Source organism: Microbacterium meiriae, assembly GCF_040702565.1.
Classification (GTDB): Bacteria; Actinomycetota; Actinomycetes; order Actinomycetales; family Microbacteriaceae; genus Microbacterium; species Microbacterium meiriae.
In genome coordinates this window covers 883,329-903,806 of sequence record NZ_JBFBLJ010000002.1, presented here as the reverse complement: position 1 = coordinate 903,806, position 20,478 = coordinate 883,329, and the positions used below count along the sequence as shown (strand labels likewise).

19 protein-coding genes are annotated in these 20,478 nt (G+C 71.7%); 11 read left to right on the top strand and 8 right to left on the bottom strand.

All coding sequences use genetic code 11. The annotated features are described in order from the left end of the window. The first annotated feature begins 35 nt into the window (after window positions 1-35). Both AB0310_RS11800 and AB0310_RS11795 read left to right on the top strand, forming a co-directional pair. Complete coding sequence (locus AB0310_RS11800) at window positions 36-680, top strand: TetR/AcrR family transcriptional regulator (protein WP_187663056.1); 645 nt, start codon at window positions 36-38, stop codon at window positions 678-680. Between the two features lie 22 nt (window positions 681-702). After that, the gene (locus AB0310_RS11795) at window positions 703-1,992 is read left to right on the top strand and encodes an amidohydrolase (RefSeq protein ID WP_366237314.1); all 1,290 of its coding nucleotides are present in this window, start codon (window positions 703-705) and stop codon (window positions 1,990-1,992) included. A gap of 10 nt (window positions 1,993-2,002) precedes the next feature. On the opposite strand, the gene AB0310_RS11790 is transcribed toward AB0310_RS11795, so the two are convergent. Genes AB0310_RS11790 through AB0310_RS11775 form a run of 4 tightly spaced genes read right to left on the bottom strand, consistent with a single transcriptional unit; the run spans window position 2,003 to window position 4,376 of the window. Beyond that, window positions 2,003-2,707 (bottom strand): GTP pyrophosphokinase, encoded by a 705-nt coding sequence (locus AB0310_RS11790; protein ID WP_259954947.1) that lies wholly within the window; start codon window positions 2,705-2,707, stop codon window positions 2,003-2,005. Between the two features lie 53 nt (window positions 2,708-2,760). After that, a complete protein-coding gene (locus AB0310_RS11785) occupies window positions 2,761-3,024 on the bottom strand; it encodes a type II toxin-antitoxin system RelE family toxin (RefSeq protein WP_187663053.1) in 264 nt (87 codons plus the stop codon). Then, window positions 3,021-3,281, bottom strand: a complete 261-nt coding sequence (locus AB0310_RS11780) for a type II toxin-antitoxin system prevent-host-death family antitoxin (protein WP_085604709.1) — start codon at window positions 3,279-3,281, stop codon at window positions 3,021-3,023. The genes AB0310_RS11785 and AB0310_RS11780 overlap by 4 nt, the downstream gene beginning before the upstream one ends. A gap of 33 nt (window positions 3,282-3,314) precedes the next feature. Continuing rightward, window positions 3,315-4,376 carry a VanZ family protein gene (locus AB0310_RS11775; protein ID WP_366237313.1) on the bottom strand — a complete coding sequence of 354 codons (1,062 nt, stop codon included), beginning with the start codon at window positions 4,374-4,376 and terminating at the stop codon, window positions 3,315-3,317. A gap of 224 nt (window positions 4,377-4,600) precedes the next feature. Between AB0310_RS11775 and AB0310_RS11770 the strand changes: the two genes are divergently transcribed. Further along, the gene (locus tag AB0310_RS11770) at window positions 4,601-6,550 is read left to right on the top strand and encodes an APC family permease (RefSeq protein WP_396654778.1); all 1,950 of its coding nucleotides are present in this window, start codon (window positions 4,601-4,603) and stop codon (window positions 6,548-6,550) included. A 13-nt stretch (window positions 6,551-6,563) separates the two neighbouring features. Here AB0310_RS11770 and AB0310_RS11765 read toward each other — a convergent pair whose 3' ends face one another. Continuing rightward, the gene (locus AB0310_RS11765; protein WP_366237312.1) at window positions 6,564-7,970 is read right to left on the bottom strand and encodes an aminotransferase-like domain-containing protein; all 1,407 of its coding nucleotides are present in this window, start codon (window positions 7,968-7,970) and stop codon (window positions 6,564-6,566) included. On the opposite strand from AB0310_RS11765, the gene AB0310_RS11760 reads away from it, so the two are divergent. After that, a complete protein-coding gene (locus AB0310_RS11760; RefSeq protein ID WP_366237311.1) occupies window positions 7,969-8,943 on the top strand; it encodes a DMT family transporter in 975 nt (324 codons plus the stop codon). The two genes, AB0310_RS11765 and AB0310_RS11760, sit on opposite strands and share 2 nt — an antisense overlap. Next, entirely contained in the window at window positions 8,916-9,509 is a 594-nt protein-coding gene (locus AB0310_RS11755; protein WP_366237310.1) for an FMN-binding negative transcriptional regulator, read from the top strand. Before AB0310_RS11760 ends, AB0310_RS11755 begins: the two co-directional genes overlap by 28 nt. Before the next feature lie 71 nt (window positions 9,510-9,580). Here the strand turns inward: AB0310_RS11755 and AB0310_RS11750 are convergent, their stop codons facing one another. Next, complete coding sequence (locus AB0310_RS11750) at window positions 9,581-10,729, bottom strand: SLC13 family permease (protein ID WP_522727341.1); 1,149 nt, start codon at window positions 10,727-10,729, stop codon at window positions 9,581-9,583. Window positions 10,730-11,010: 281 nt separating this feature from the next. Between AB0310_RS11750 and AB0310_RS11745 the strand changes: the two genes are divergently transcribed. The 6 genes from AB0310_RS11745 to AB0310_RS11720 are packed head-to-tail and all read left to right on the top strand — an operon-like array spanning window position 11,011 to window position 18,943. Continuing rightward, window positions 11,011-11,100 carry a potassium-transporting ATPase subunit F gene (locus AB0310_RS11745; protein ID WP_036292752.1) on the top strand — a complete coding sequence of 30 codons (90 nt, stop codon included), beginning with the start codon at window positions 11,011-11,013 and terminating at the stop codon, window positions 11,098-11,100. Beyond that, entirely contained in the window at window positions 11,100-12,776 is a 1,677-nt protein-coding gene (kdpA, locus tag AB0310_RS11740; protein WP_366237308.1) for a potassium-transporting ATPase subunit KdpA, read from the top strand. The genes AB0310_RS11745 and kdpA overlap by 1 nt, the downstream gene beginning before the upstream one ends. Window positions 12,777-12,778: 2 nt before the next feature. Continuing rightward, entirely contained in the window at window positions 12,779-15,091 is a 2,313-nt protein-coding gene (kdpB, locus tag AB0310_RS11735; RefSeq protein WP_366237307.1) for an HAD-IC family P-type ATPase, read from the top strand. 20 nt (window positions 15,092-15,111) lie between these two features. Further along, a complete protein-coding gene (gene kdpC, locus AB0310_RS11730) occupies window positions 15,112-15,717 on the top strand; it encodes a potassium-transporting ATPase subunit KdpC (protein WP_366237306.1) in 606 nt (201 codons plus the stop codon). After that, window positions 15,714-18,275 (top strand): ATP-binding protein, encoded by a 2,562-nt coding sequence (locus AB0310_RS11725; RefSeq protein ID WP_366237305.1) that lies wholly within the window; start codon window positions 15,714-15,716, stop codon window positions 18,273-18,275. The genes kdpC and AB0310_RS11725 overlap by 4 nt, the downstream gene beginning before the upstream one ends. Further along, entirely contained in the window at window positions 18,272-18,943 is a 672-nt protein-coding gene (locus AB0310_RS11720; RefSeq protein ID WP_187663044.1) for a response regulator, read from the top strand. The genes AB0310_RS11725 and AB0310_RS11720 overlap by 4 nt, the downstream gene beginning before the upstream one ends. Here AB0310_RS11720 and AB0310_RS11715 read toward each other — a convergent pair. Together AB0310_RS11715 and AB0310_RS11710 are read right to left on the bottom strand one after the other, a co-directional pair. Then, a complete protein-coding gene (locus AB0310_RS11715) occupies window positions 18,940-19,755 on the bottom strand; it encodes a TspO/MBR family protein (protein ID WP_363444987.1) in 816 nt (271 codons plus the stop codon). The two genes, AB0310_RS11720 and AB0310_RS11715, sit on opposite strands and share 4 nt — an antisense overlap. An 85-nt stretch (window positions 19,756-19,840) precedes the next feature. Further along, the gene (locus AB0310_RS11710) at window positions 19,841-20,407 is read right to left on the bottom strand and encodes a TetR/AcrR family transcriptional regulator (protein WP_187663042.1); all 567 of its coding nucleotides are present in this window, start codon (window positions 20,405-20,407) and stop codon (window positions 19,841-19,843) included. Window positions 20,408-20,478 lie beyond the last annotated feature (71 nt).

Genomic DNA, 20,478 nt, shown 5'->3' with positions numbered 1-20,478 from the left:
TTGGCAAGCAGAGTGCGACGAGGGGAGGTGGGCTCATGACGGACGACGTACACACGGTCCGGGTGCGCCCGGCCACGCGGGAGAAGCGCGAGCAGATCCTCAAGGCTGCGGTGGAGATCTTCGGCAACAAGGGCTCCACGAACGGCACCCTCGCCGATGTCGCCGAACAGGTCGGCATCACCCACGCGGGCGTCCTTCACCACTTCGGCTCGAAGCAGAAGCTCCTCCTCGAAGTGCTCGCCTACCGGGATCAGGCCGACGTGGCCGACCTCGCCGAGAAGCACATCCCCGACGGGCCGGAGCTCTTCCTCCACCTCGTCCGCACGGCGTTCGCCAACGAGAAGCGGCCGGGCATCGTGCAGGCCTACACGGTCCTGTCCTCCGAGTCGGTGACCGACGACCACCCCGGCCGCGAGTACTTCGAGGATCGCTACACGACCCTGCGCCGGGAGGTGACGGCGGCGTTCGGCGAGCTCTGCGCTCAGGAGGGCGTGACCGAACCCGCGACCATCGCCGCCGCCTCGGCCGCCATCCTCGCCGTGATGGACGGCCTGCAGCTCCAGTGGCTCCTGCACCCCGGAGTGGTCCCCCTCGGCGCCGCGAGCGAGTTCGCGATCCGCGCGATCGTGAACGGCGTGCTGCATCCGGGACCGGCACTGGAGTCCTACGCGCGGCCCTGACCTCCCGGCTAGGCTCGGGCGCATGGCCATCGACCTCGAAGCGCTCTACATCGATCTGCACCAGCACCCGGAGCTGTCGTTCCAGGAGACCAGGACCGCGGGCATCGCCGCCCAGCACCTGCGCGACCTGGGGCTCGAGGTCGAGGAGGGGGTCGGCGTGACCGGCGTGGTCGGCGTGCTGCGCAACCCTTCGACAGGCCCTTCGACGAACTCAGGGACCCAGGATGGCCCTTCGACGAGCTCAGGGACCCAGGAGGAGGACTTCCCGCGGCCGGTCGTGTGGGTACGCGCCGACATGGACGCGCTGCCGGTCGAGGAGCAGACGGGTCTGGCGTACGCGAGCACCGCGAAGGGCGTCGATCCGGCCGGCACCACCGTGCCCGTGATGCACGCCTGCGGCCACGACATGCACGTCACCGCGATGATCGGGGCCGTGGAGAAGCTGGTCGCCGAGCGCGCGGAGTGGTCGGGCACCCTCGTCGTGCTCATCCAGCCCGCGGAGGAGTACGGCGCCGGCGCCAGGGCCATGCTCGACGACGGCCTGCTCGCCCGCTACCCGAAGCCCGACGTGGTGCTCGGTCAGCACGTCACCCCGCTCCCGGCGGGCATCATCGGCGTGCGCAGCGGCACCCAGATGGCCGCCTCCGACGGCCTCACCGTCACCCTGCACGGCCGCGGCGGCCACGGCTCCCGCCCGCACGCCACGATCGACCCGGTCGTGATGGCGGCCGCGACCGTGATGCGCCTGCAGACGATCGCCTCCCGCGAGATCGACCCGCAGGGCGTGGCCGTGGTGACCGTCGGATCGATCCACGCCGGACTCAAGAACAACATCATCCCGGCCGAGGCGAAGCTGGAGCTCAGCCTCCGCTATCCGAACGAGGACGCGCGCGAGAAGGTGCTGAAGAGCGTCGAACGGATCGTGCGCGCCGAGGCCATGGCGTCCGGTGCCGAGCGCGAGCCCGAGATCCACACGCAGCACACGCTGCCCGCCACGATCAACGACGAGGAGGCGACGGCGCGGGTCTCCTCGGCGCTGCGTCGCGCGCTCGGGGACTCGGCCGTCGTCGACCCCGGCATGTTCACGGGCAGCGAGGACGTCTCCTGGTTCGCGCGCGACGCCGAGGTCCCGCTCGTGTTCTGGTTCTGGGGCGGCGTCGACCCCGCCCGATTCGCCGAGGCTCTTGCGGCGGGGACCGTGGAGAAGGACATCCCCACCAACCATTCGCCCTTCTTCGCGCCGGAGATCCATCCGACGATCGAGGTCGGGGTCACCGCGATGTCCGCGGCCGCCCGCGAGTTCCTCGCCTGAGGCGGGGCGCTCAGACCTCGACGACGCGCGGCGCAGGCGGAGGAGGCGGGGCGAGCTGTCGCTGCGGCACGCCGTGCGCCTCGCGGTGCAGCCGCTCCATGCGGGTGTCGAGCTCGGCGGCGGCATCGGCGGCATCGCTGAGGCTGTCGACGAGGTGCGCGGGCACCTGGTTGGAGAACTTGTAGTAGATCTTGTGCTCCAGGCTCGCCCAGAAGTCCATCGCGATGGTGCGGAACTGCACCTCGACCGGTACGGCCAGCGCCCCGGTCGAGAGGAAGACAGGGACCTCGATGATGGCGTGCAGGCTCTTGTACCCGTTCGGCTTCGGATTCGCGATGTAGTCCTTGACCGTGCGGACGGTCACGTCGTCCTGCGCGGTCAGCAGATCGAACAGGCGGTAGACGTCGGCGACGAAGCTGCACGTCACCCGCACGCCGGCAATGTCGGTGATCTCCGTGCGGATGCGATCGAAGTCCGGGTCGTCGATGCCCTTCCTGGCGATCTTCTCGACGATGCTGTCCGGCGACTTGAGCCGGCTCTTGACGTGCTCGATGGGGTTGTACGCGTGGTCGTGGGTGAACTCGTCGCGGAGGATCGAGATCTTCGTCTCCACCTCGCGCATCCCGAACTCGTACTCGCGGAGGAAGCGCTGCAGCTGGTCGCGGAGCTCCTTCGCCTCGGAGATCAGGTGCTCGTCGACCGGGATCACGCTCATGAGGACGACGTTATCGATCCGTGATCGGAAACCCCTGTGGATTCGAGATGCCGTCAGAGGTCGTAGACGTCCCGCCGGTGGGCGACGCGGACCACGGTGACGAGCACCCGCTCGTCCACGACCTCGTAGAGCACACGGTAGTCGCCGATCCGCACGCGCCAGGCGTTGTCGAACCCGGCGAGCTTGCGGACGCCGTGCGGACGAGGCTCCCGTTCGAGGTCGGAGATCCCGGCGAGGATGCGCCGACGGAGCGGAGGATCCAGCTTGCGGACCTCCTTCGCCGCTGCGGTGGTGAACTCGACGCGGTACCGCGTCACGGGAGTTCCGCACGGAGGTCATCGAGCGAGACTCGACCCCCGTCGTCCGCCGCCTTCGCCGCTCCGAACTCCGCCGCATCTCGCGCAGCCTCGAGCTCTTCCAGGAGCTCGAGATCGTCGACGCCGATCACGACCGCGGTGAGCTTGCCGTGACGCGTCACCCCCACCCGCTCCGCCCCGTACGCGACACCGCCGAGAACGTCGGCGAGCTGATCGCGCAGGTCCTTCGACGGCACGCTGCGGCTGAGAGTGTTCATGAGTACAGAATACCTCTTATGTACATAATGGGCTCAACTCTTCGCGGTGACGCGGGCGTCCTCGAGGTGCTGGCCGGAGAGCAGGCCGGGAAGCCCACGACCCTGGCGGGTGGTGAACAGCAGCACGATCGCGACGAGGATCAGCAGCGAGGACAGCGCGTCGAACACCCCGCCGAGCATCCCGAGAGCCGTGAGTCCGCCGATGCCGCCCGCCCAGCGCAGCAGCCGGGCGAGCGCCGCCGGCAGTCGCGACCCGGTGTAGCGCAGCTGCACGGCGAGGTCTCCCACCGAGCGGCCGGTGACGAGGATGATCACGAGCCACAGGGCACAGGCGGTCGCTGTGCTCACCGTGCCGGCGAGCGTGCCGTCGAGCACGGCCTGGCGGTCCTGCACGACGTACTCGAGCCACAGCTGCACCGCGACGCCCCCGGCGAGGACGACGAAGCCGTTCGCGAGCCCGTCGCAGAGCATCGCCAGCGCGCGACGACCGCGCGTGACGGGACGGGGCTCATCGGCGTCGGTACGGGCCTGAACTCCGCGCAGCGACCGTGGCACCACGAGCGCGAGGACGGAGCCGACGACCGCTCCGGTCGTGTTCGTCATCAGGTCGCCCACGTCGAAGAAGCGGTAGGCGCACGGGTACAGCCCCCAGACCCCGGTGAGCTGGGTGGTCTCCACCAGCAGGGACAGACCGAACCCGACCACGAGGGCGGTGGGGAGGCCGCGGCCGCCCAGCACGCGGAGGAACGCTCCGAGCGGGACGAACAGCAGCACGTTGAACACGAGTTGGAGCAGGGCGGGCTGGCGCAGCGGGTTGCCCGGAGCGGCGAACGCCTTCCGCACGTCGCGCACGACGGACATCGGGTCGGTGATCGCCCCCACGCAGCGGATGGTGTCCGGGTCGGGAAGCGGCAGCAGCGTGTACGTCCAGATGGCCCAGAAGTAGACGAGCGCCGCGAGCCAGAGCAGCGTGCGTCCGAGCGAGAGGCGTCCGCGGCGGCGGTAGCTGATCGCGACGAAGGGCACGAAGAGCACGACGCCCACGGCGAGGCCGATCGCCACGGCGATGACCCCCAGAACCACCTGATCCCCCACTGACGCAAGGATACCGGGAGGCCGTGAGGATTCCGTGAGGGAGCGCCACCGCGCCGTAGGGATTCCGTGAGGATCGCGTGAGGGCGGCTGCGGTCGGCGTAGTGTCGCCGGACGTGTCAGAACAAACGAGGCCGACCCCGGACGCGCCGCCGCGCGCCAAGCGCATCCTGCTCGGCGACCCGCTCACGAGCGCCCAGGTCGACGAGCAGCTCCTCCCCAAGCGCATGGCGCTGCCGATCTTCGCCTCGGACGCGCTGAGCTCGGTGGCCTACGCCCCGCAGGAGCTCGTGATGATCCTGCTCATCGGCGGTCTCACGTTCCTGTCGTTCACCCCACTCGTCGCGGCGGCGGTCGTCGTGCTGCTGCTCGTGGTGGTGCTGAGCTACCGGCAGCTCATCAAGGCGTACCCCTCCGGCGGCGGAGACTACGAGGTCGCGTCGAAGAACCTCGGCGAGGTCCCCGGGGTGATCGTGGCCGCAGCGCTCCTCGTCGACTACGTGCTGACGGTGGCGGTGTCGGTCGCCTCCGGGGTGGACAACATCATCTCGGCGGTGCCGGGTCTCGATCCTCTTCGCGTGGAGCTCGCCGTCGGCTTCGTCGTGCTCATCATCATCGTGAACCTCCGCGGGGTGCGCGAGGCCTCGCTCGTGTTCGCCATCCCCACGTACGTGTTCATCGGCTCGGTCGGCGTCATGATCGTCACCGGGCTCGTCCGGACGGCCCTCGGCGACGCCCCGGTCGCCTCCAGCGCGGAGTTCGCCGTCCAGGCCGAGAGCCTCAGCCAGGCGGCCGTACTGCTGCTCATCCTCCGCGCGTTCTCCAGCGGCTGCTCCGCGCTGACCGGGGTCGAGGCCGTGTCGAACGGCGTCCCCGCGTTCCGGGCCCCGAAGGTGCGCAACGCCCAGTCGACGCTGGTGCTCATGGGCACCATCGCGATCTGCCTGTTCTCCGGCCTCACCGCCCTCGCCCTCATCGCCGGCGTGCACTACGCCGAGAACCCCTGCGACCTCATCGGCTTCGACTGCACGACCCCGCAGCCGAGCCTGATGGCGCAGATCGCGGCGGCGACGTTCGGCGGCGGCAGCATCCCGTTCTTCATCGTGCAGGCGGCCACGGCCTGCGTGCTGCTCCTCGCGGCGAACACCGCCTTCAACGGCTTCCCCCTGCTCGGCGCCGTGCTCGCCCGCGACGGCTACGCCCCGAAGTCGCTGAACACCCGCGGCGACCGGCTCGTGTTCTCCAACGGCATGATCCTCCTCGGGATCGCCGCGATCGCCGTGCTCGTGGTGTTCCAGGCGCGGCTGACGACGCTGATCCAGCTGTACATCATCGGCGTCTTCGTCTCCTTCTCCCTGGGCCAGATCGGCATGGTGCGGCACTGGCGACGGCTGCTGCGCGCACCCGTCCCCCCGAGCGGCGACGGCGCCGCGGACCGGCGTTCCGCGCGGGTGGGGCTGCTCATCAACTCCGCCGGGGCGACGCTGACGGTGCTCGTGCTCGTCATCGTCACGATCACGAAGTTCACGCACGGCGCCTATCTCGTGTTCTTCGCCATCCCGGTGCTGGCGTTCCTGATGATCGGCGTCAAGCGCTACTACCGGGATGTCGAGCACGAGATCGCGATCGACGACACCACCCGGTTCGGCGCCTCGGGCGACGTCGCCATCGTCCTCGTGAACCATCTGCAGAAGCCGGTCATGAAGGCCATCGACTACGCGATCGCCGCCAAGCACGACAAGACCCTCGCGGTGCACGTGGCCGTCTCCCAGGAGGACGCCGCGCGCCTGCAGCAGGAGTGGGCGGACCACCTCGTGCCGGTGCCGCTCGTGATCGTCGAGTCGCCGTACCGCTCGTTCGCACAGCCCGTGACGCAGTTCATCCGGCAGTATCGCGAGAAGCACGGCTCCTCCGTCGTCACGGTCTACCTGCCGCAGTACATCGTGGGGCACTGGTGGGAGAACTTCCTGCACAACCGGCGCGCCCGTCGCCTCGCGAACCAGCTCATGCTCGTGCACGGGGTGTCGATCACCCTGGTGCCGTGGCTGCTCGACTCGTCCGAGCTCATCTACGGCCGGCGCTCGCGTCCATTGCCCGGTCAGGAGAGGGCGGGGCGGCCCGTCGTGGTGGCCGGGCGCCGGGCGCACCGCCCTGCCGGGCCGCCGTCCGAGTCCTGAGCCTTCGAGGCGGTCAGGATCCGGCGAGGACCGCGCCGAGGATCGCCGCAGCCTCGGGGAAGCGGGACGGGTCGGCGCTCGCGTAGTTGAGCCGTACGTACGCCCCCGACGGCTCGGCGGGGAACCACTCACTCCCCGGCGCGATGACCAGGCCGCGCGCCGCGCACTCGCGGACGACCGCGGCGGCGTCGGTGCCGTCCGGCAGCCGCAGCCAGAGGTTCAGCCCGCCGACCGGCACGGCCTCCACCAGCGCGGTCGGCGCCTGCGCGGCCAGGCACGACAGCAGGAGATCGCGCCGCGAACGCAGCTGCTCGCGGAAGCCGCGGAGGTGCGTGCGCCAGGCCGGCTGGGTCACCACGTCGAGCGCGGCCGCCTGCAGGAGGCCGCTGACGTACATCGACTCCGCCGCGCGATCGGCGAGGATGCGGTCCCTGGCGGGACCGCGCGCGATCACCGCTGCCACCCGCAGGGACGGCGACACGCTCTTCGTCAGCGAGCGCAGGTAGACCACGTGACCGTCGTGGTCGGAGGCCGCCACGGGACGGGGCTCGGCGTCGATGCCCAGGTCGTGCGCCCAATCGTCCTCGATGAGGAAGGCCCCGTGGCGACGGACCGCGTCGAGGACGGCCTCCCCGGTCGCCGCCGGCCACTGCGCACCGGTGGGGTTCGCGAACGTGGGCTGCGCGTAGAACGCCCGGGCTCCGGTCTCGGCGAGCGCCCTGTCGACCGCGTCCGGATCCGGACCCTGCGGACCGGAGGGGACGGGAACGAGCACGACCCCCGCCTGCTCCGCCGCGAGCAGGGCACCCCAGTACGTCGGCGACTCGATGAGCAGCGGCCGGCCGACACCGACGACCGCCCGGAAGATGGAACTCAGTCCGCTCTGACTCCCGGAGATGATGACGGCGTCGCGGGCGGTCGGCACCGTGATCCCGGCCGGGGCCGCCGCGGCCAGCTCCGCCGCGAACCACTCCTGCAGTCCGGGCTCGCCGGCCGCGGGCGAGCGGGTGAGAGCGGACGCGGTCCGGGAGGCGCGCACCAGGGCCTGCCGTACCAGCCGCTCGGGGAGGAGATCCGGAGCGGGATACCCGGAGTGCAACCCGATCGCGTCCGGCGAGGTCGGGCGCTGCGCCGAGGAGAGACCGTCGAGGCGCACGGCGGCCGCGCCCAGCGCCCCGGCCTGCCAGCCGTAGTCCGCCGGCAGGACCGTGCGCGCCGCGCGGACGAAGGTGCCGACCCCGGGTCGCGCCTCGACGAGCCCGAGGCGGACGAGCTGCTGCACCGCCTTCTGCACGGTCACGGGGCTCGCGGCGTACTCCGCCGTCAGCGCGCGGTTGGAGGGGAGGCGGGCCCCGGGAGCGGCCGTGGCGATCCACGCCCGCAGGCCCGCCACGATCCGCGCGGTGCTATCCTGACTCATGAAAGAACACAGTAGCGTTATCCGTCCGAACGGAACACTGCTATCCCGCGCCGCCGGTCCCGGTTGGGGGCTGCTGGGCGTCGTCGCCTTCTCGTTCACGCTCCCGTTCACGCGGATCGCCCTCGGCGGCGGACTCTCGCCGCTGTTCATCGGCTCCGCGCGCGCGGTCGTCGCCGCCGTGCTCGCCGCGGTCGCCCTCCTCGTCACGCGTCAGCAGCCGCCGAGCCCGGTCCAGTGGGCACGACTCGCGATCGTCGCCCTCGGAGTGGTCGCGGGCTTCCCGCTGTTGACCTCGTTCGCGATGACCACGACGCCGGCGAGCCACGGGGCGGTCGTGATCGGCCTCCTCCCCGCCGCGACCGCCGTGGCCGTCGTGCTGCGCACCCGCGAGCGCCCGTCCCCCTCGTTCTGGGTCTTCGCGCTCCTCGGGTCCGCGGCGGCCCTCGTCTTCGCGACCCTGCAGAACGGCACGCCCGGCGCGCTCCGCCCCGCCGACGTCCAGCTGTTCGGGGCCGTGATCGCCGCGGCCGTCGGCTACGCGGAGGGCGGCCTGCTCGCGCGCGAGCTCGGTGCCTGGCAGACGATCTCCTGGGCACTCGTGCTCGCCGCCCCCGTCATGCTCGCGGTGGCCATCGCCGCCGGGGTCGCCGCACCGCCCGTCGCCACCCCCACCGCCTGGCTCGCGTTCGCCTACCTGGCCGCGGTCAGCATGTTCCTCGGATTCGTCGCCTGGTACCGCGGCCTCGCGATCGGCCCCATGGCACAGGTGAGCCAGATCCAGCTCGTGCAGCCCGTCATGGGCATCACCTGGGCAGCCTTCCTCTTCCACGAGGACGTCGGCCTGGCCACGGTGCTCGGCGGACTCGCGGTCGTCGTGTGCGCCGGACTCGCCGTCCGCACCCGCAGTTCTCCCCCCACCCCCACCCCCACCCGACAGGAGGCGCCATGCGTCACACCCCCCGCTACCTCATGACCGACCCGGAGGAGGTCAAGCGCCTCATCCGCGCGCACCCGTGGGCGACGTTCGTCTCGCCGACCTCCACCGGTCTCGTCGCCTCGCACTACCCCGTTCTGCTCGACGAGGACGAGGACGGCATCGTGCTCGTGACCCACTTCGGACGCCCCGACGACGAGCTCCACGAGCTCGGACGACACGAGGTCCTGGTGATCATCCAGGGGCCGCACGACTACGTGTCCTCGAGTCTGTACGCGCCGGGAGACCTCGTCCCGACCTGGAACCACGTCACCGCGCACCTCTCCGGCGCCCCCGAGATCCTGACCGCGGAGGAGAACTACGCCATGCTCACCCGGCTCACCGACCACTTCGAGGGTGGGCAGCCCCACGGGCGGAGCCTCGCGGAGGACGAGGCGGGCACCCGACGAGCCGCGAAGGGCACAGTGGGCCTGCGGCTCCGGGTCACCCGGTTCGACGCCCGCGCCAAGCTCAGCCAGAACAAGGCCCCCGAGGTGCGCGAGCGCATCGCCGCCCGCTTCGACGCCGCCCACCCCGCCCTGGCCGCCGAGATGCGTCGCGTCTGACCCCCGTTCGAATCGCGCACTGTGCTCCATCTCGGCCGGATGTGCAGCAGAGCGCGCGATTCGAAACGGGGTCAGAGGACGAGCGTGGCCAGGACGACGGTGGGCACCGCGGCGACGGCCCCCCAGAGGGCGAAGCGGCCCCAGCGGATCTCCACCCCGAGCGCCGTCACGCGATGGTGCCAGAGGAGCGTCGCGAGCGAGGCCCACGGCGTGACGAGCGGACCGAGGTTCACGCCGATCAGCAGGGCCATCAGGGCGACCGGGTCCCCTGCCGCGGGTTCGAGCACGAGGTAGGCGGGGAGGTTGTTGATCGCGTTCGCGCTCACGGCCCCGAGCGCGGCGAGCCGGAACAGGTCGCCGGGAGAGTCGCCGTTCGCGGTCGCCGAGGTCAGGAAGTCGAGCAGCCCCTGCGCGTGCGCGGTCTCGACCAGCACGAACAGCGACGCGGCGAGCGCGAGCGCCTGCCACGGGACGAGCGAGAGCCGCAGGGCCCGGCGACGACGGACGGCGAAGAGCGCGATCAAGGCGAGAGCCGCGACCGAGGCGGGGATCCACACGTCGGGGGTCAGCGCGAGCAGCGGCATCAGCACCACGAGGATGCCGGTCGCGCTCCAGAACAGCAGGGGGTCGGCGGGGCGCCGCGCCACGGGCGTCTCGTACGCGCCGAAGACCGTGCGCCGATGCAGGACCGTGAGGATCGCGACGGGCACCAGTATCCCCACGAGCGTGGGCGCCCAGCTCAGCGCGATGAACGCCCCGGGGCCGTCCCCCATCGCGGGCGCGGCGAGCAGGTTGGTGAGGTTTGAGACCGGCAGCGCGAGGGACGCGGTGTTGGCGAGCCAGACGGTGGCCAGGGCGAACGGCAGCGGCGAGACACCGATGCTCTGCGCCAGGACCACCACGACCGGGGTGACGATCACGGCGGTCGTGTCGAGCGAGAGGAACACGGTGCTCACCACGGCGAGCACGACCACCAGCGCCCACAGCACCACCACGCGGCCGCGCCCCCAGCGCGCGAGGCGCTGCGAGACGACGTCGAACACCGCCGCATCACGGGCGAGCTCGGCGACGATCGTGATCGCGACGACGAACCCCAGCACGGGCGCGATCCGCGCCCCGAGCGCACCGGCATCCGTGCGCGGCAGGAAGCCCGTGAGCCCGCACACGAGCGCGATCACGACGAGCCCGGCGACGATCCCTGCGCCGACGCCGACCCGCATCCGTCCGATCCCCACCTCGTGAGCATAGGGCCGGCGCCACCTTTTCGAATCGCGCACCTGGCTGCATCGGCGGCGGGTCGGGGACCAGGTGCGCGATTCGAAGGCAGGAGGTGTGAGCAACCCGCATGCATCCGGGGGACGGGCGTAGGGGAACCGTGAGGATCGATGGATGCGGCCGGGCGGCGCAGTTGGATCGAGGACGTGCTCGACATCATCTACCTCGCGCTGACCCTGGCGCTGTTCGCCCTCGTGTCCCTCATCGCCAAGGCGGTGGACCGCGCATGATCGTCTTCGAGATCCTCGCCGCCGTCCTCGCCGTCGCCGCGGTCGTCTACCTGGTCGTGGCGCTCGTCGCCCCGGAGCGATTCTGATGGACGCGACGGTCCTGTACGGCGTCCTCCAGATCACGGCCGTCGTGGTCGTACTCGTGCTCCTCTACCGCCCCCTCGGCGACTACATCGCGCACGTCTACACCTCCGGGCGCGACCTCCGCCTCGAGCGCGGGCTGTACCGGGTGATCGGGGTCGACCCCCGCTCCGAGCAGACCTGGCGAGCCTACGCCCGCAGCGTGCTGCTGTTCTCCCTCGTCGGGCTCCTGCTCGTGTACGGGCTGCAGCGGCTCCAGGCCTTCCTCCCCGCCTCGCTGGGCCTGCCCGCCGTGCCGGAGGGACTCGCGTTCAACACCGCCGCGTCCTTCGTCGCGAACACCAACTGGCAGTCGTACTCGCCCGAGCAGACCATGGGCTACACGGTGCAACTCGCGGGCCTCACGGTGCAGAACTTCGTCTCCGCCGCCGTCGGCCTCACCATCGCCATCGCTCTCGTCCGCGGGCTCGCGCGCCGCGGCTCCGCGACGATCGGCAACTTCTGGGTCGACCTCACCCGCGGCCTGGGGCGGCTGCTCCTCCCGCTCGCCCTGATCGGCGCGGTGGCCCTGCTCGCGGGCGGCGTGATCCAGAACGTGAACGGCTTCACCGACGTCGCCACGGTCTCCGGCGGCACGCAGACGATCCCCGGCGGTCCGGTCGCGTCGCAGGAGGCCATCAAGCTGCTCGGCACCAACGGCGGCGGCTTCTTCAACGCGAACTCCGCCCACCCCTTCGAGAACCCGACCGGGTGGACGAACCTCCTCGAGGTGCTGCTGATCCTGGTGATCCCGTTCGCCCTCCCCCGCGCGTTCGGCCGACTGGTCGGCGACCACCGGCAGGGCTACGCGATCGTCGCGGTCATGGGCACCCTGTTCCTCGCCTCGCTCGCCGCGCTCTCGGCGCTGGAGCTGGCGGGACGCGGTTCCGCCCCCGAGCTCGCCGGGGCGGCGATGGAGGGCAAGGAGCAGCGCTTCGGCATGCTCGGCTCGACCCTCTTCGGCAGCGCGAGCACCCTCACCTCGACCGGGGCCGTGAACTCGATGCACGACTCGTACACCGCGCTCGGCGGCATGATGCCGATGCTGAACATGATGCTCGGCGAGGTCGCTCCGGGCGGCGTCGGCTCCGGTCTGTACGGGATGCTCGTGCTCGCGATCGTCGCGGTCTTCGTCGGCGGGCTGCTCGTCGGCCGCACCCCGGAGTGGCTCGGGAAGCGCATCGGACCGCGGGAGATGACCCTCGCGAGCCTCTACATCCTCGTGGTCCCGGTGCTCGTCCTCGGCGGCACGGCCCTGAGCTTCGCGATCCCCGGGATCCGGGAGGACGTGGAGTCCACGAGCATCCTCAACCCGGGGGTGCACGGCATGAGCGAGGTGCTCTACGCGTTCACCTCCGCCGCGAACAACAACGGCTCCGCGTTCGCGGGGCTCACCGCGAACACTCCGTGGTTCAACACCGCCCTGGGCGTCGCGATGCTGCTCGGGCGATTCCTCCCGATCGTGCTCGTGCTGGCTCTCGCCGGGTCGTTCGCCGCGCAGGAGCGGGTGCCGGCCACGACCGGCACGCTCCCCACCCACCGGCCGCAGTTCGTCGGCCTGCTCCTCACCGTGACCGTCGTCGTGACGGCCCTCACCTACTTCCCCGTGCTCGCACTGGGACAGCTCGCCGAAGGACTCTGACCATGACCCTCCTCACCACCCCTCCGGAACAGCAGGACGCCCCTGCCGTCCCCGCCCGTCCGCCGCGCTCCTTCGGCGGCGCCCAGCTCGTGCAGGCGCTCCCCGGTGCCGTCCGGAAGCTCAACCCCGCGACGCTCGTCCGCAACCCCGTGATGCTCCTCGTCTGGGTCGGCGCCGCGTTCACGACCGTCCTCGCGATCGCGGAGCCCTTCCTCGGCGGGCCCGCCTCCTCCGGCGGCACCCCCGTCCCGGCGGCGTTCACCTGGGGCATCGCGCTCTGGCTCTGGCTGACCGTGTTCTTCGCGAACGTCGCGGAGTCGGTCGCCGAAGGGCGCGGCAAGGCCCAGGCCGCGAGCCTGCGGAACACCCGCACCCAGACGATGGCGCGGCGGGTGGTGGGCCCTTCGACAGGCTCAGGGACCCAGAACATCGGCTCGGGGACCCAGGGTGCGGGCTCAGGGACCCAGCGTGGCGCCGGGTGGGTCGCTGAGCTCGTCGAAGCGCCGACGGAGACGGTGTCGTCGGCGGAGCTGCAGCGCGACGACCTCGTGATCGTCTCCGCGGGCGAACTGATCCCGGGCGACGGCGACATCGTCGCGGGCATCGCGACGGTCGACGAGTCGGCCATCACCGGCGAGAGCGCCCCCGTCGTCCGCGAGTCCGGCGGCGACCGCAGTGCTGTCACCGGCGGCACCCGGGTGCTGTCGGACCGGATCGTCGTGCGCATCACGTCGAAGCCCGGCGAGACGTTCGTCGACCGCATGATCGCCCTCGTCGAGGGGGCGAGCCGACAGCGCACCCCGAACGAGATCGCGCTGAACATCCTCCTCGCGAGCCTGTCGATCGTCTTCGTCGTCGTGGTCCTCGCGCTGAACCCGATCGCGTCGTACGCCGCGTCGCCCGTGAGCATCCCCGTCCTCATCGCCCTGCTCGTCTGCCTCATCCCGACCACCATCGGCGCGCTCCTCTCCGCTATCGGCATCGCGGGCATGGACCGGCTCGTGCAGCGGAACGTGCTGGCGATGTCGGGGCGGGCGGTGGAGGCCGCGGGCGACGTCACCACGCTGCTCCTCGACAAGACCGGCACGATCACCCACGGCAACCGCCGCGCCCACGCCGTGCTGCCGCTCACCGGGGTGGACGCCGAGGAGCTGCTGCGCACCGCCGCCCTCTCCTCGCTCGCCGACCCGACGCCGGAGGGCGCATCGATCGTCGAACTCGCCGCCGCCCGCGGGATCCGGGTGGAGGCCCCGGCGGACGCCGTCGTCGTCCCGTTCACGGCGCAGACGCGCATGAGTGGTCTCGACCTCGCCGACGGCACGCAGATCCGCAAGGGTGCCGCCTCGGCCGTGGCGGCCTGGCTGGGGCAGACCCCCGGCCCCGAGCTCGCGACCCTCACCGACGACGTCGCCTCGGGCGGCGGCACGCCCCTCGTCGTCGCGGTGCAGGGCCCTTCGACAGGCTCAGGCCCTTCGACAGGCTCAGGGACCCAGCCGGACTCAGGCCCTTCGACAGGCTCAGGGACCCAGCCGGACTCAGGCCCTTCGACAGGCTCAGGGACCCAGGCTGTGGACGCGCGGATCCTCGGGGTCGTGCACCTCAAGGACATCGTCAAGGACGGCCTCCGAGAGCGGTTCGACGAGCTGCGCAGCATGGGCATCCGCACGGTCATGATCACCGGAGACAACCCCCTCACCGCGAAGGCCATCGCGGCCGAGGCCGGCGTCGACGACTACCTCGCCGAGGCCACCCCGGAGGACAAGCTCGACCTCATCCGCCGGGAACAGGAGGGCGGACGTCTCGTCGCGATGACCGGGGACGGCACCAACGACGCTCCCGCGCTCGCCCAGGCCGACGTCGGCGTCGCGATGAACACGGGCACCTCGGCGGCCAAGGAAGCCGGCAATATGGTCGACCTCGACTCCGACCCGACCAAGCTCATCGACATCGTCCGCATCGGGAAGCAGCTGCTCATCACCCGCGGCGCGCTGACGACGTTCTCGCTCGCGAACGACATCGCGAAGTACTTCGCCATCATCCCGGCGATGTTCATGGGGGTGTTCCCCGGACTCGCGGCACTGAACATCATGCAGCTGCATTCCCCGGCCTCCGCGGTCACGAGCGCGATCATCTTCAACGCCATCGTGATCGTGTTCCTCATCCCGCTCGCGCTGCGCGGCGTGAAGTACCGGCCGGCGAGCGCCTCGCAGATCCTGCAGCGGAACCTGCTCGTCTACGGCCTCGGCGGCGTCATCGCCCCGTTCCTCGGCATCAAGCTCATCGACCTCCTCGTCAGCCTCCTCCCCGGCTTCTGACCGGGCTCGAAAGGAACGCCATGTCGTCCACCACCCGCACCACGATGCGCACCGCCGGTGTCGCCGTCCGCGCGATGCTCGTCCTCACCCTCGTCCTCGGCGTCGGGTACACGCTGCTCGTCACCGGCATCGGCCAGCTCCTCCTCCCCGCACAGGCGAACGGCTCGATGCTCCCCGGCGACCGGGGCAGCGCGCTCCTCGGCCAGTCCTTCACAGATGCCGACGGCGAAGCCCTGCCCGAGTACTTCCAGTCCCGCCCCTCGGCGGCCGGCGACGGGTACGACGGGGCGTCGTCCGGCGGCAGCAACCTCGGGCCGGAGAACCCCGACCTCGTCGCCGCCATCGCCGCGCGGAAGGCCGAGGTCGCCGCCAGAGTGGGCATCGATCCGTCCGCGGTCCCCGCGGATGCCGTGACCGCGTCCGGCTCCGGCCTCGACCCGCACATCAGCGTCGCGTACGCCCTGCTCCAGGTGCCGCGGGTGGCCGCCGCCCGCGACCTGTCCGAAGACGAGGTGCGGGCCCTCGTGGAGTCTAGGATTCAAGGGCGGGACCTGGGGTTCCTCGGCGAGGAGCGCATCAACGTCGCGGAGCTGAATCTCGCACTCGACGACCGGGAGGGTGCATGAGCGCAGAGCGGCCGCCGCGCCCCGCGACGGACCGGAACCGCCGCGGACGACTGCGCGTCCTCCTCGGCGCCGCGCCGGGCGTCGGGAAGACCTTCGAGATGCTCGCCGAGGGTCGGCGGCTCCGCGACGAAGGCCGCGACGTGGTCATCGCGATCGTGGAGACCCACGGCCGTGCGGCCACGGCCGCCCTCACCTCCGGGCTTCCCGAGGTGCCGCGGCGCGAGGACGCCCATCGCGGGGTCACCCTCTCCGAGCTCGACCTCGATGCGGTGCTCTCCCTCGCCCCGGAGATCGCTCTGGTGGACGAGTTCGCGCACACGAACGCCCCCGGCTCGCGGAACCCCAAGCGCTGGCAGGACGTCGAGGAGCTGCTGGACGCGGGGATCGACGTCGTCACCACCGTGAACGTGCAGCACATCGAGTCGCTGAACGCGGTCGTGGAGAAGATCACCGGGATCGCCCAGCGCGAGACCATCCCGGACGCGGTCGTCCGCGCCGCCGACGAGATCGAGGTCGTCGACCTCGCACCGCAGACGCTCCGCGACCGGCTCGCCGCAGGTCTCGTCTACCCCGCTGAGCGGGTCGACGCCGCCCTCTCGCACTACTTCCGGCTCGGCAACCTCACCGCCCTGCGGGAGCTCGCCCTGCTGTGGCTCGCCGACGAGGTCGACAGCGCGCTCCGCAGCTATCGCGCGGAACAGGGCATCGCGGGAGCCTGGCAGGCGCGCGAGCGGGTGGTCGTCGCCCTCACCGGCGGCCCGGAGGGCGAGACGCTGCTGCGCCGCGGGGCCCGCATCGCCGCACGCTCCGCCGGCGGGGAGCTGCTCGCCGTGCACGTGACCGCCCAGGACGGACTGCGCGACGAGACCCCCGGCGCCCTCGCCGCGCAGCGCTCCCTCGTCGAGTCCCTCGGCGGCACGTACCACCAGGTGGTCGGGGACGACATCCCGGCGACGCTCGTCGAGTTCGCGCAGGGTGCCGACGCCACGCAGCTCGTGATCGGGGTGAGCCGGCGCGGCCGCCTCGCCGCCGCCCTCACCGGGCCGGGGATCGGCGCCGAGGTCATCCGCCGCTCGGGCGACATCGACGTGCACATCGTGACCCACGCCGCGGCGGGCGGCCGGCTCGCCCTCCCCCGCATCACCGGCGGTGCGCTCGGCTGGCGTCGGCAGGCGCTGGGCTTCGGCGTGGCCCTCGTGTTCGGCCCGCTGCTGTCCTGGCTGATGTTCACCGTCCGCAGCCCCGAGTCGATCACGGCGGAGGTGCTCGCCTACCAGCTGCTCGTCGTGGTGGTCGCCCTCATCGGCGGCATCCGTCCCGCCGTGTTCGCGGCGGTGCTCTCCGGCATCACCCTCGACTTCCTCTTCGTCGCCCCGCTGTTCACGATCACGATCGCGCACCCGCTGCACGTGCTCGCGCTCACCCTCTACGTGATCATCGCGATCCTCGTGAGCCTCATCGTCGACCAGGCCGCCCGCCGGGCGCGGACCGCGCAGCGGGCGACCGCCGAGGCGGAGCTCCTCGCGGCCGTCGCCGGGAACGTGCTCCGCGGCGACAACGCCGTGCTCGCCCTCGTCAGCCGCACGCGGGAGGCGTTCGGCCTGAGCGGGGTGCGGCTGCTCACCCCCTCCGGCGAGGTGCTGGCCAGGGACGGCGAGCCGGTACCGGACGGCCGCGCCACGACCATCCCGGTCGGAGTCGCGTCCGGTGGGGGCCCGCGCGCCGTGCTGGAGCTCAACGGCGAGCCGATCGCCGGTCCGGAGCGCCGGCTGCTCGACGCGATCGTCGCCCAGCTCGCCGCCGCCATCGAGCACACCGATCTCCGCGCGACCGCACGGGAGGCGGAAGCCCTCGCCGAGACCGACCAGGTCCGCAGCGCCCTGCTCTCCGCCGTCAGTCACGATCTGCGTCGGCCGCTGGCCTCGGCGGTCGCCGCGATCGGCGGGCTCCGCGGCGCGCACGGGCTGTCCGCCGAGGACCGCGCGGAGCTGCTGGAGACCGCGGACGAGAGCCTCGCGACCCTCTCCGCCCTCGTCACCGATCTCCTCGACGTGAGCCGCGTGGAGGCGGGGGTGCTCGCGGTCTCGGCCCAGCGGATCGACGCGGCCGGCCCCGTGCTCGCCGCGGTGGACGAGCTCGGTCTCGGCCCCGCCGACGTCGAGCTCGCCCTGGACCCCGACCTCCCGCCGCTGCACGCCGACCCGGTGCTGCTCCAGCGCGTGCTCGTGAATGTGCTCGCCAACGCCCACCGGCACGCGCCGGCGGGCAGCCGTGTGCTCGTGTCGAGCAGCCGGCTGGGCGATCGGGCGGAGATCCGGATCGTCGACCGCGGCGAGGGGATCGCCCCCGAGCGGCGCGATGCGATCTTCCAGCCGTTCCAGCGCTTCGGCGACACCGACAACACGACCGGGCTGGGGCTCGGGCTCGCCCTCTCCCGCGGATTCACCGAGGGCATGGGCGGTAGCCTGACACCGGAGGACACCCCCGGGGGCGGACTCACCATGGTCATCTCCCTGCCGCTCGCCGCAGGGTCTTCCGACACGGAGGGGACGGAGTGAAGCTCCTCATCGCCGACGACGACCCGCAGATGGTGCGGGCGCTGCGGATCACCCTCGCGGCGCACGGCTACGAGGTCGTCGTGGCCGCCGACGGCGCCGCCGCGATCGCCGCCGCAGCGCAGAGCCATCCCGACCTCATCATGCTCGACCTCGGCATGCCCCGCCTCGACGGCATCGAGGTGATCCAGGCGCTCCGCGGCTGGACGAGCGTGCCCATCATCGTCGTGTCGGGGCGGACGGGCTCCGCCGACAAGGTGGAGGCGCTGGACGCCGGGGCGGACGACTTCGTCACGAAGCCCTTCCAGGTCGACGAGCTGCTGGCCCGGCTGCGGGCGCTCTCCCGCCGCGCGGTCGCCGCGAACGGTGAGTCCGTGGTCGCGTTCGGGGACGTCGTCGTCGACCTCGCCACGAAGACCGTGACCCGCGCCGGCACCCGGGTGCACCTCACGCCGACCGAGTGGCGGATGCTCGAGCACCTCGCGCGGCATCCGGGCGCGCTGGTGACCCGGCAGGATCTCCTCAAGGAGATCTGGGGCAGTGCCCAGGTGTCCGACTCCGGCTACCTGCGGCTCTACATGTCCCAGCTCCGCAAGAAGCTGGAGCGCGAGCCTTCGACGCCCGTCCACCTGCTGACGGAGTCAGGAATGGGCTACCGGCTGGTCCTCTAGCGACCGAGCGGCGCGCGGTCGTGCGTGCCCGCGACGCGACGCCGACGGAGGACCGCCACGACACCGACGACGACGAGCAGGACGGCCACGATGATCGCGGTAACGGCGGTGGGCGTGCTCTCCGGCTCGCCCGTGAGACGCCCGACCGCGAGCCAGCTCAGACCCCAGGCGGTCGCGAGCGCCGGCGCGAGGCGTCCGGTGAACCAGGCCGATGCGGCGCCGATCACCAGCACGACCACGAGCACGGCGACGGCCCAAGCGTCGGGGGCACCCGCTCCGATCTCCGGGACCGTCTGGGTGAGCCAGGCGGCGGTGTTGGCGACCGTCGCGATGGTGACCCAGCCGAAGTGCAGGCCGTTGGCCCCGTCGGTGAGGAGGCGATCAGCGAGATTGCGGGCGGGGAACCGGCCGAGGAGCACGATGACGCGGGCGAGCGTCGCGAGCAGGAGCGCGATCACGAGCACGGTCAGCCACAGCGTCAGGTAGCGCGCGGTCACGAGCCAGAGGCCGTTGAGCACCATCGAGAGGGCGATCCAGCCGCCGACCGCCTGCTGTCGCTCGTCGCGGCGCTGCGCGGGGAGCGCCTGCCACACGGTGTAGGCGAGGAGTCCCACATAGATGAGCGACCAGATCGAGAAGGCCGGTCCGGCGGGGGCGAGGTACGAGCCTTGGGCCGAGAGCGCGCCGTTCTGCAGCTCATCGACGGAGTCACCGCCGAAGGCGCCGGCGCCGATGGCCGCGGCGATCAGCATGAACACGGCGGCGGCGATCACGAGGCTCTGGCGGGCGATGCCCTTCGTCGAGGTCTCCATGCCCGCACCCTACGCCGGACGGGGACGGAAGGGAGTGGCCTTGACAGCGCCCCTTCGTTTCGCTAACCAGGTTAGCGAATGGGCATCAGGCCGGAGCGAGGGCGGCGTCGATCAGGACCTCGGCGGCGCGGCGTGCGTGCACGGCGGCCTCCGGGTCGGCGCCGATGGCCGCGGTGCTCTGCGCGCCCTCCGCGAGGAGAGAGAGCTGGGCGGCCAGGCCCACCGGGGCGCCGGTCGCCGCGACGAGCTCCGCCATGTACTGCTGGAACGACGCCTTGTGCGCGCGGACGATGCCGGCGACCTCGGGACTCGTGCCCCCGAGCTCGCCGAATGCGTTGATGAAGGCGCAGCCCCGGAACCCGTCGCTGCAGAACCAGTCCTCCAGGTAGCCGTAGACCGCGAGGAGGCGGGCGCGCGGGTCGTCGCCGCTCTGCGCCACGGCGGCGGTGAGCCCCTGCTCCCACTCGGCGTGCTTCCGCGTCAGCACCGCCGCGACGATGTCCGTCTTCGCCGGAAACAGCGAATAGAGGCGCCGCAGCGACACCCCGGCGGCGGACCGGAGCTCGTCCATGCCGACCGCCGCATAGCCCTTGCGGTAGTAGAGCTCCTCCGCGGCGGAGAGGATGCGTTCGCGCGCCTCGTCTTCGGTCATGTCCAGAAGTCTACTTGACATGAGAACGAACGTTCTCTAGATTGATCACATCAGGCGAGAACGATCGTTCT

Bases quoted from the DNA above. Each gene is read 5' to 3' on its own strand.
- AB0310_RS11790 (WP_259954947.1), bottom strand. From the start codon at position 2,707: ATGAGCGTGATCCCGGTCGACGAGCACCTGATCTCCGAGGCGAAGGAG.
- AB0310_RS11745 (WP_036292752.1), top strand. From the start codon at position 11,011: ATGATCGTCTTCGAGATCCTCGCCGCCGTCCTCGCCGTCGCCGCGGTC.
- AB0310_RS11760 (WP_366237311.1), top strand. From the start codon at position 7,969: ATGAAAGAACACAGTAGCGTTATCCGTCCGAACGGAACACTGCTATCC.
- AB0310_RS11795 (WP_366237314.1), top strand. From the start codon at position 703: ATGGCCATCGACCTCGAAGCGCTCTACATCGATCTGCACCAGCACCCG.
- AB0310_RS11710 (WP_187663042.1), bottom strand. From the start codon at position 20,407: ATGACCGAAGACGAGGCGCGCGAACGCATCCTCTCCGCCGCGGAGGAG.
- AB0310_RS11755 (WP_366237310.1), top strand. From the start codon at position 8,916: ATGCGTCACACCCCCCGCTACCTCATGACCGACCCGGAGGAGGTCAAG.
- AB0310_RS11725 (WP_366237305.1), top strand. From the start codon at position 15,714: ATGAGCGCAGAGCGGCCGCCGCGCCCCGCGACGGACCGGAACCGCCGC.
- AB0310_RS11770 (WP_396654778.1), top strand. From the start codon at position 4,601: ATGGCGCTGCCGATCTTCGCCTCGGACGCGCTGAGCTCGGTGGCCTAC.
- AB0310_RS11715 (WP_363444987.1), bottom strand. From the start codon at position 19,755: ATGGAGACCTCGACGAAGGGCATCGCCCGCCAGAGCCTCGTGATCGCC.
- AB0310_RS11780 (WP_085604709.1), bottom strand. From the start codon at position 3,281: ATGAACACTCTCAGCCGCAGCGTGCCGTCGAAGGACCTGCGCGATCAG.
- AB0310_RS11750 (WP_522727341.1), bottom strand. From the start codon at position 10,729: ATGCGGGTCGGCGTCGGCGCAGGGATCGTCGCCGGGCTCGTCGTGATC.
- AB0310_RS11800 (WP_187663056.1), top strand. From the start codon at position 36: ATGACGGACGACGTACACACGGTCCGGGTGCGCCCGGCCACGCGGGAG.
- kdpC (WP_366237306.1), top strand. From the start codon at position 15,112: ATGTCGTCCACCACCCGCACCACGATGCGCACCGCCGGTGTCGCCGTC.
- kdpB (WP_366237307.1), top strand. From the start codon at position 12,779: ATGACCCTCCTCACCACCCCTCCGGAACAGCAGGACGCCCCTGCCGTC.
- kdpA (WP_366237308.1), top strand. From the start codon at position 11,100: ATGGACGCGACGGTCCTGTACGGCGTCCTCCAGATCACGGCCGTCGTG.
- AB0310_RS11765 (WP_366237312.1), bottom strand. From the start codon at position 7,970: ATGAGTCAGGATAGCACCGCGCGGATCGTGGCGGGCCTGCGGGCGTGG.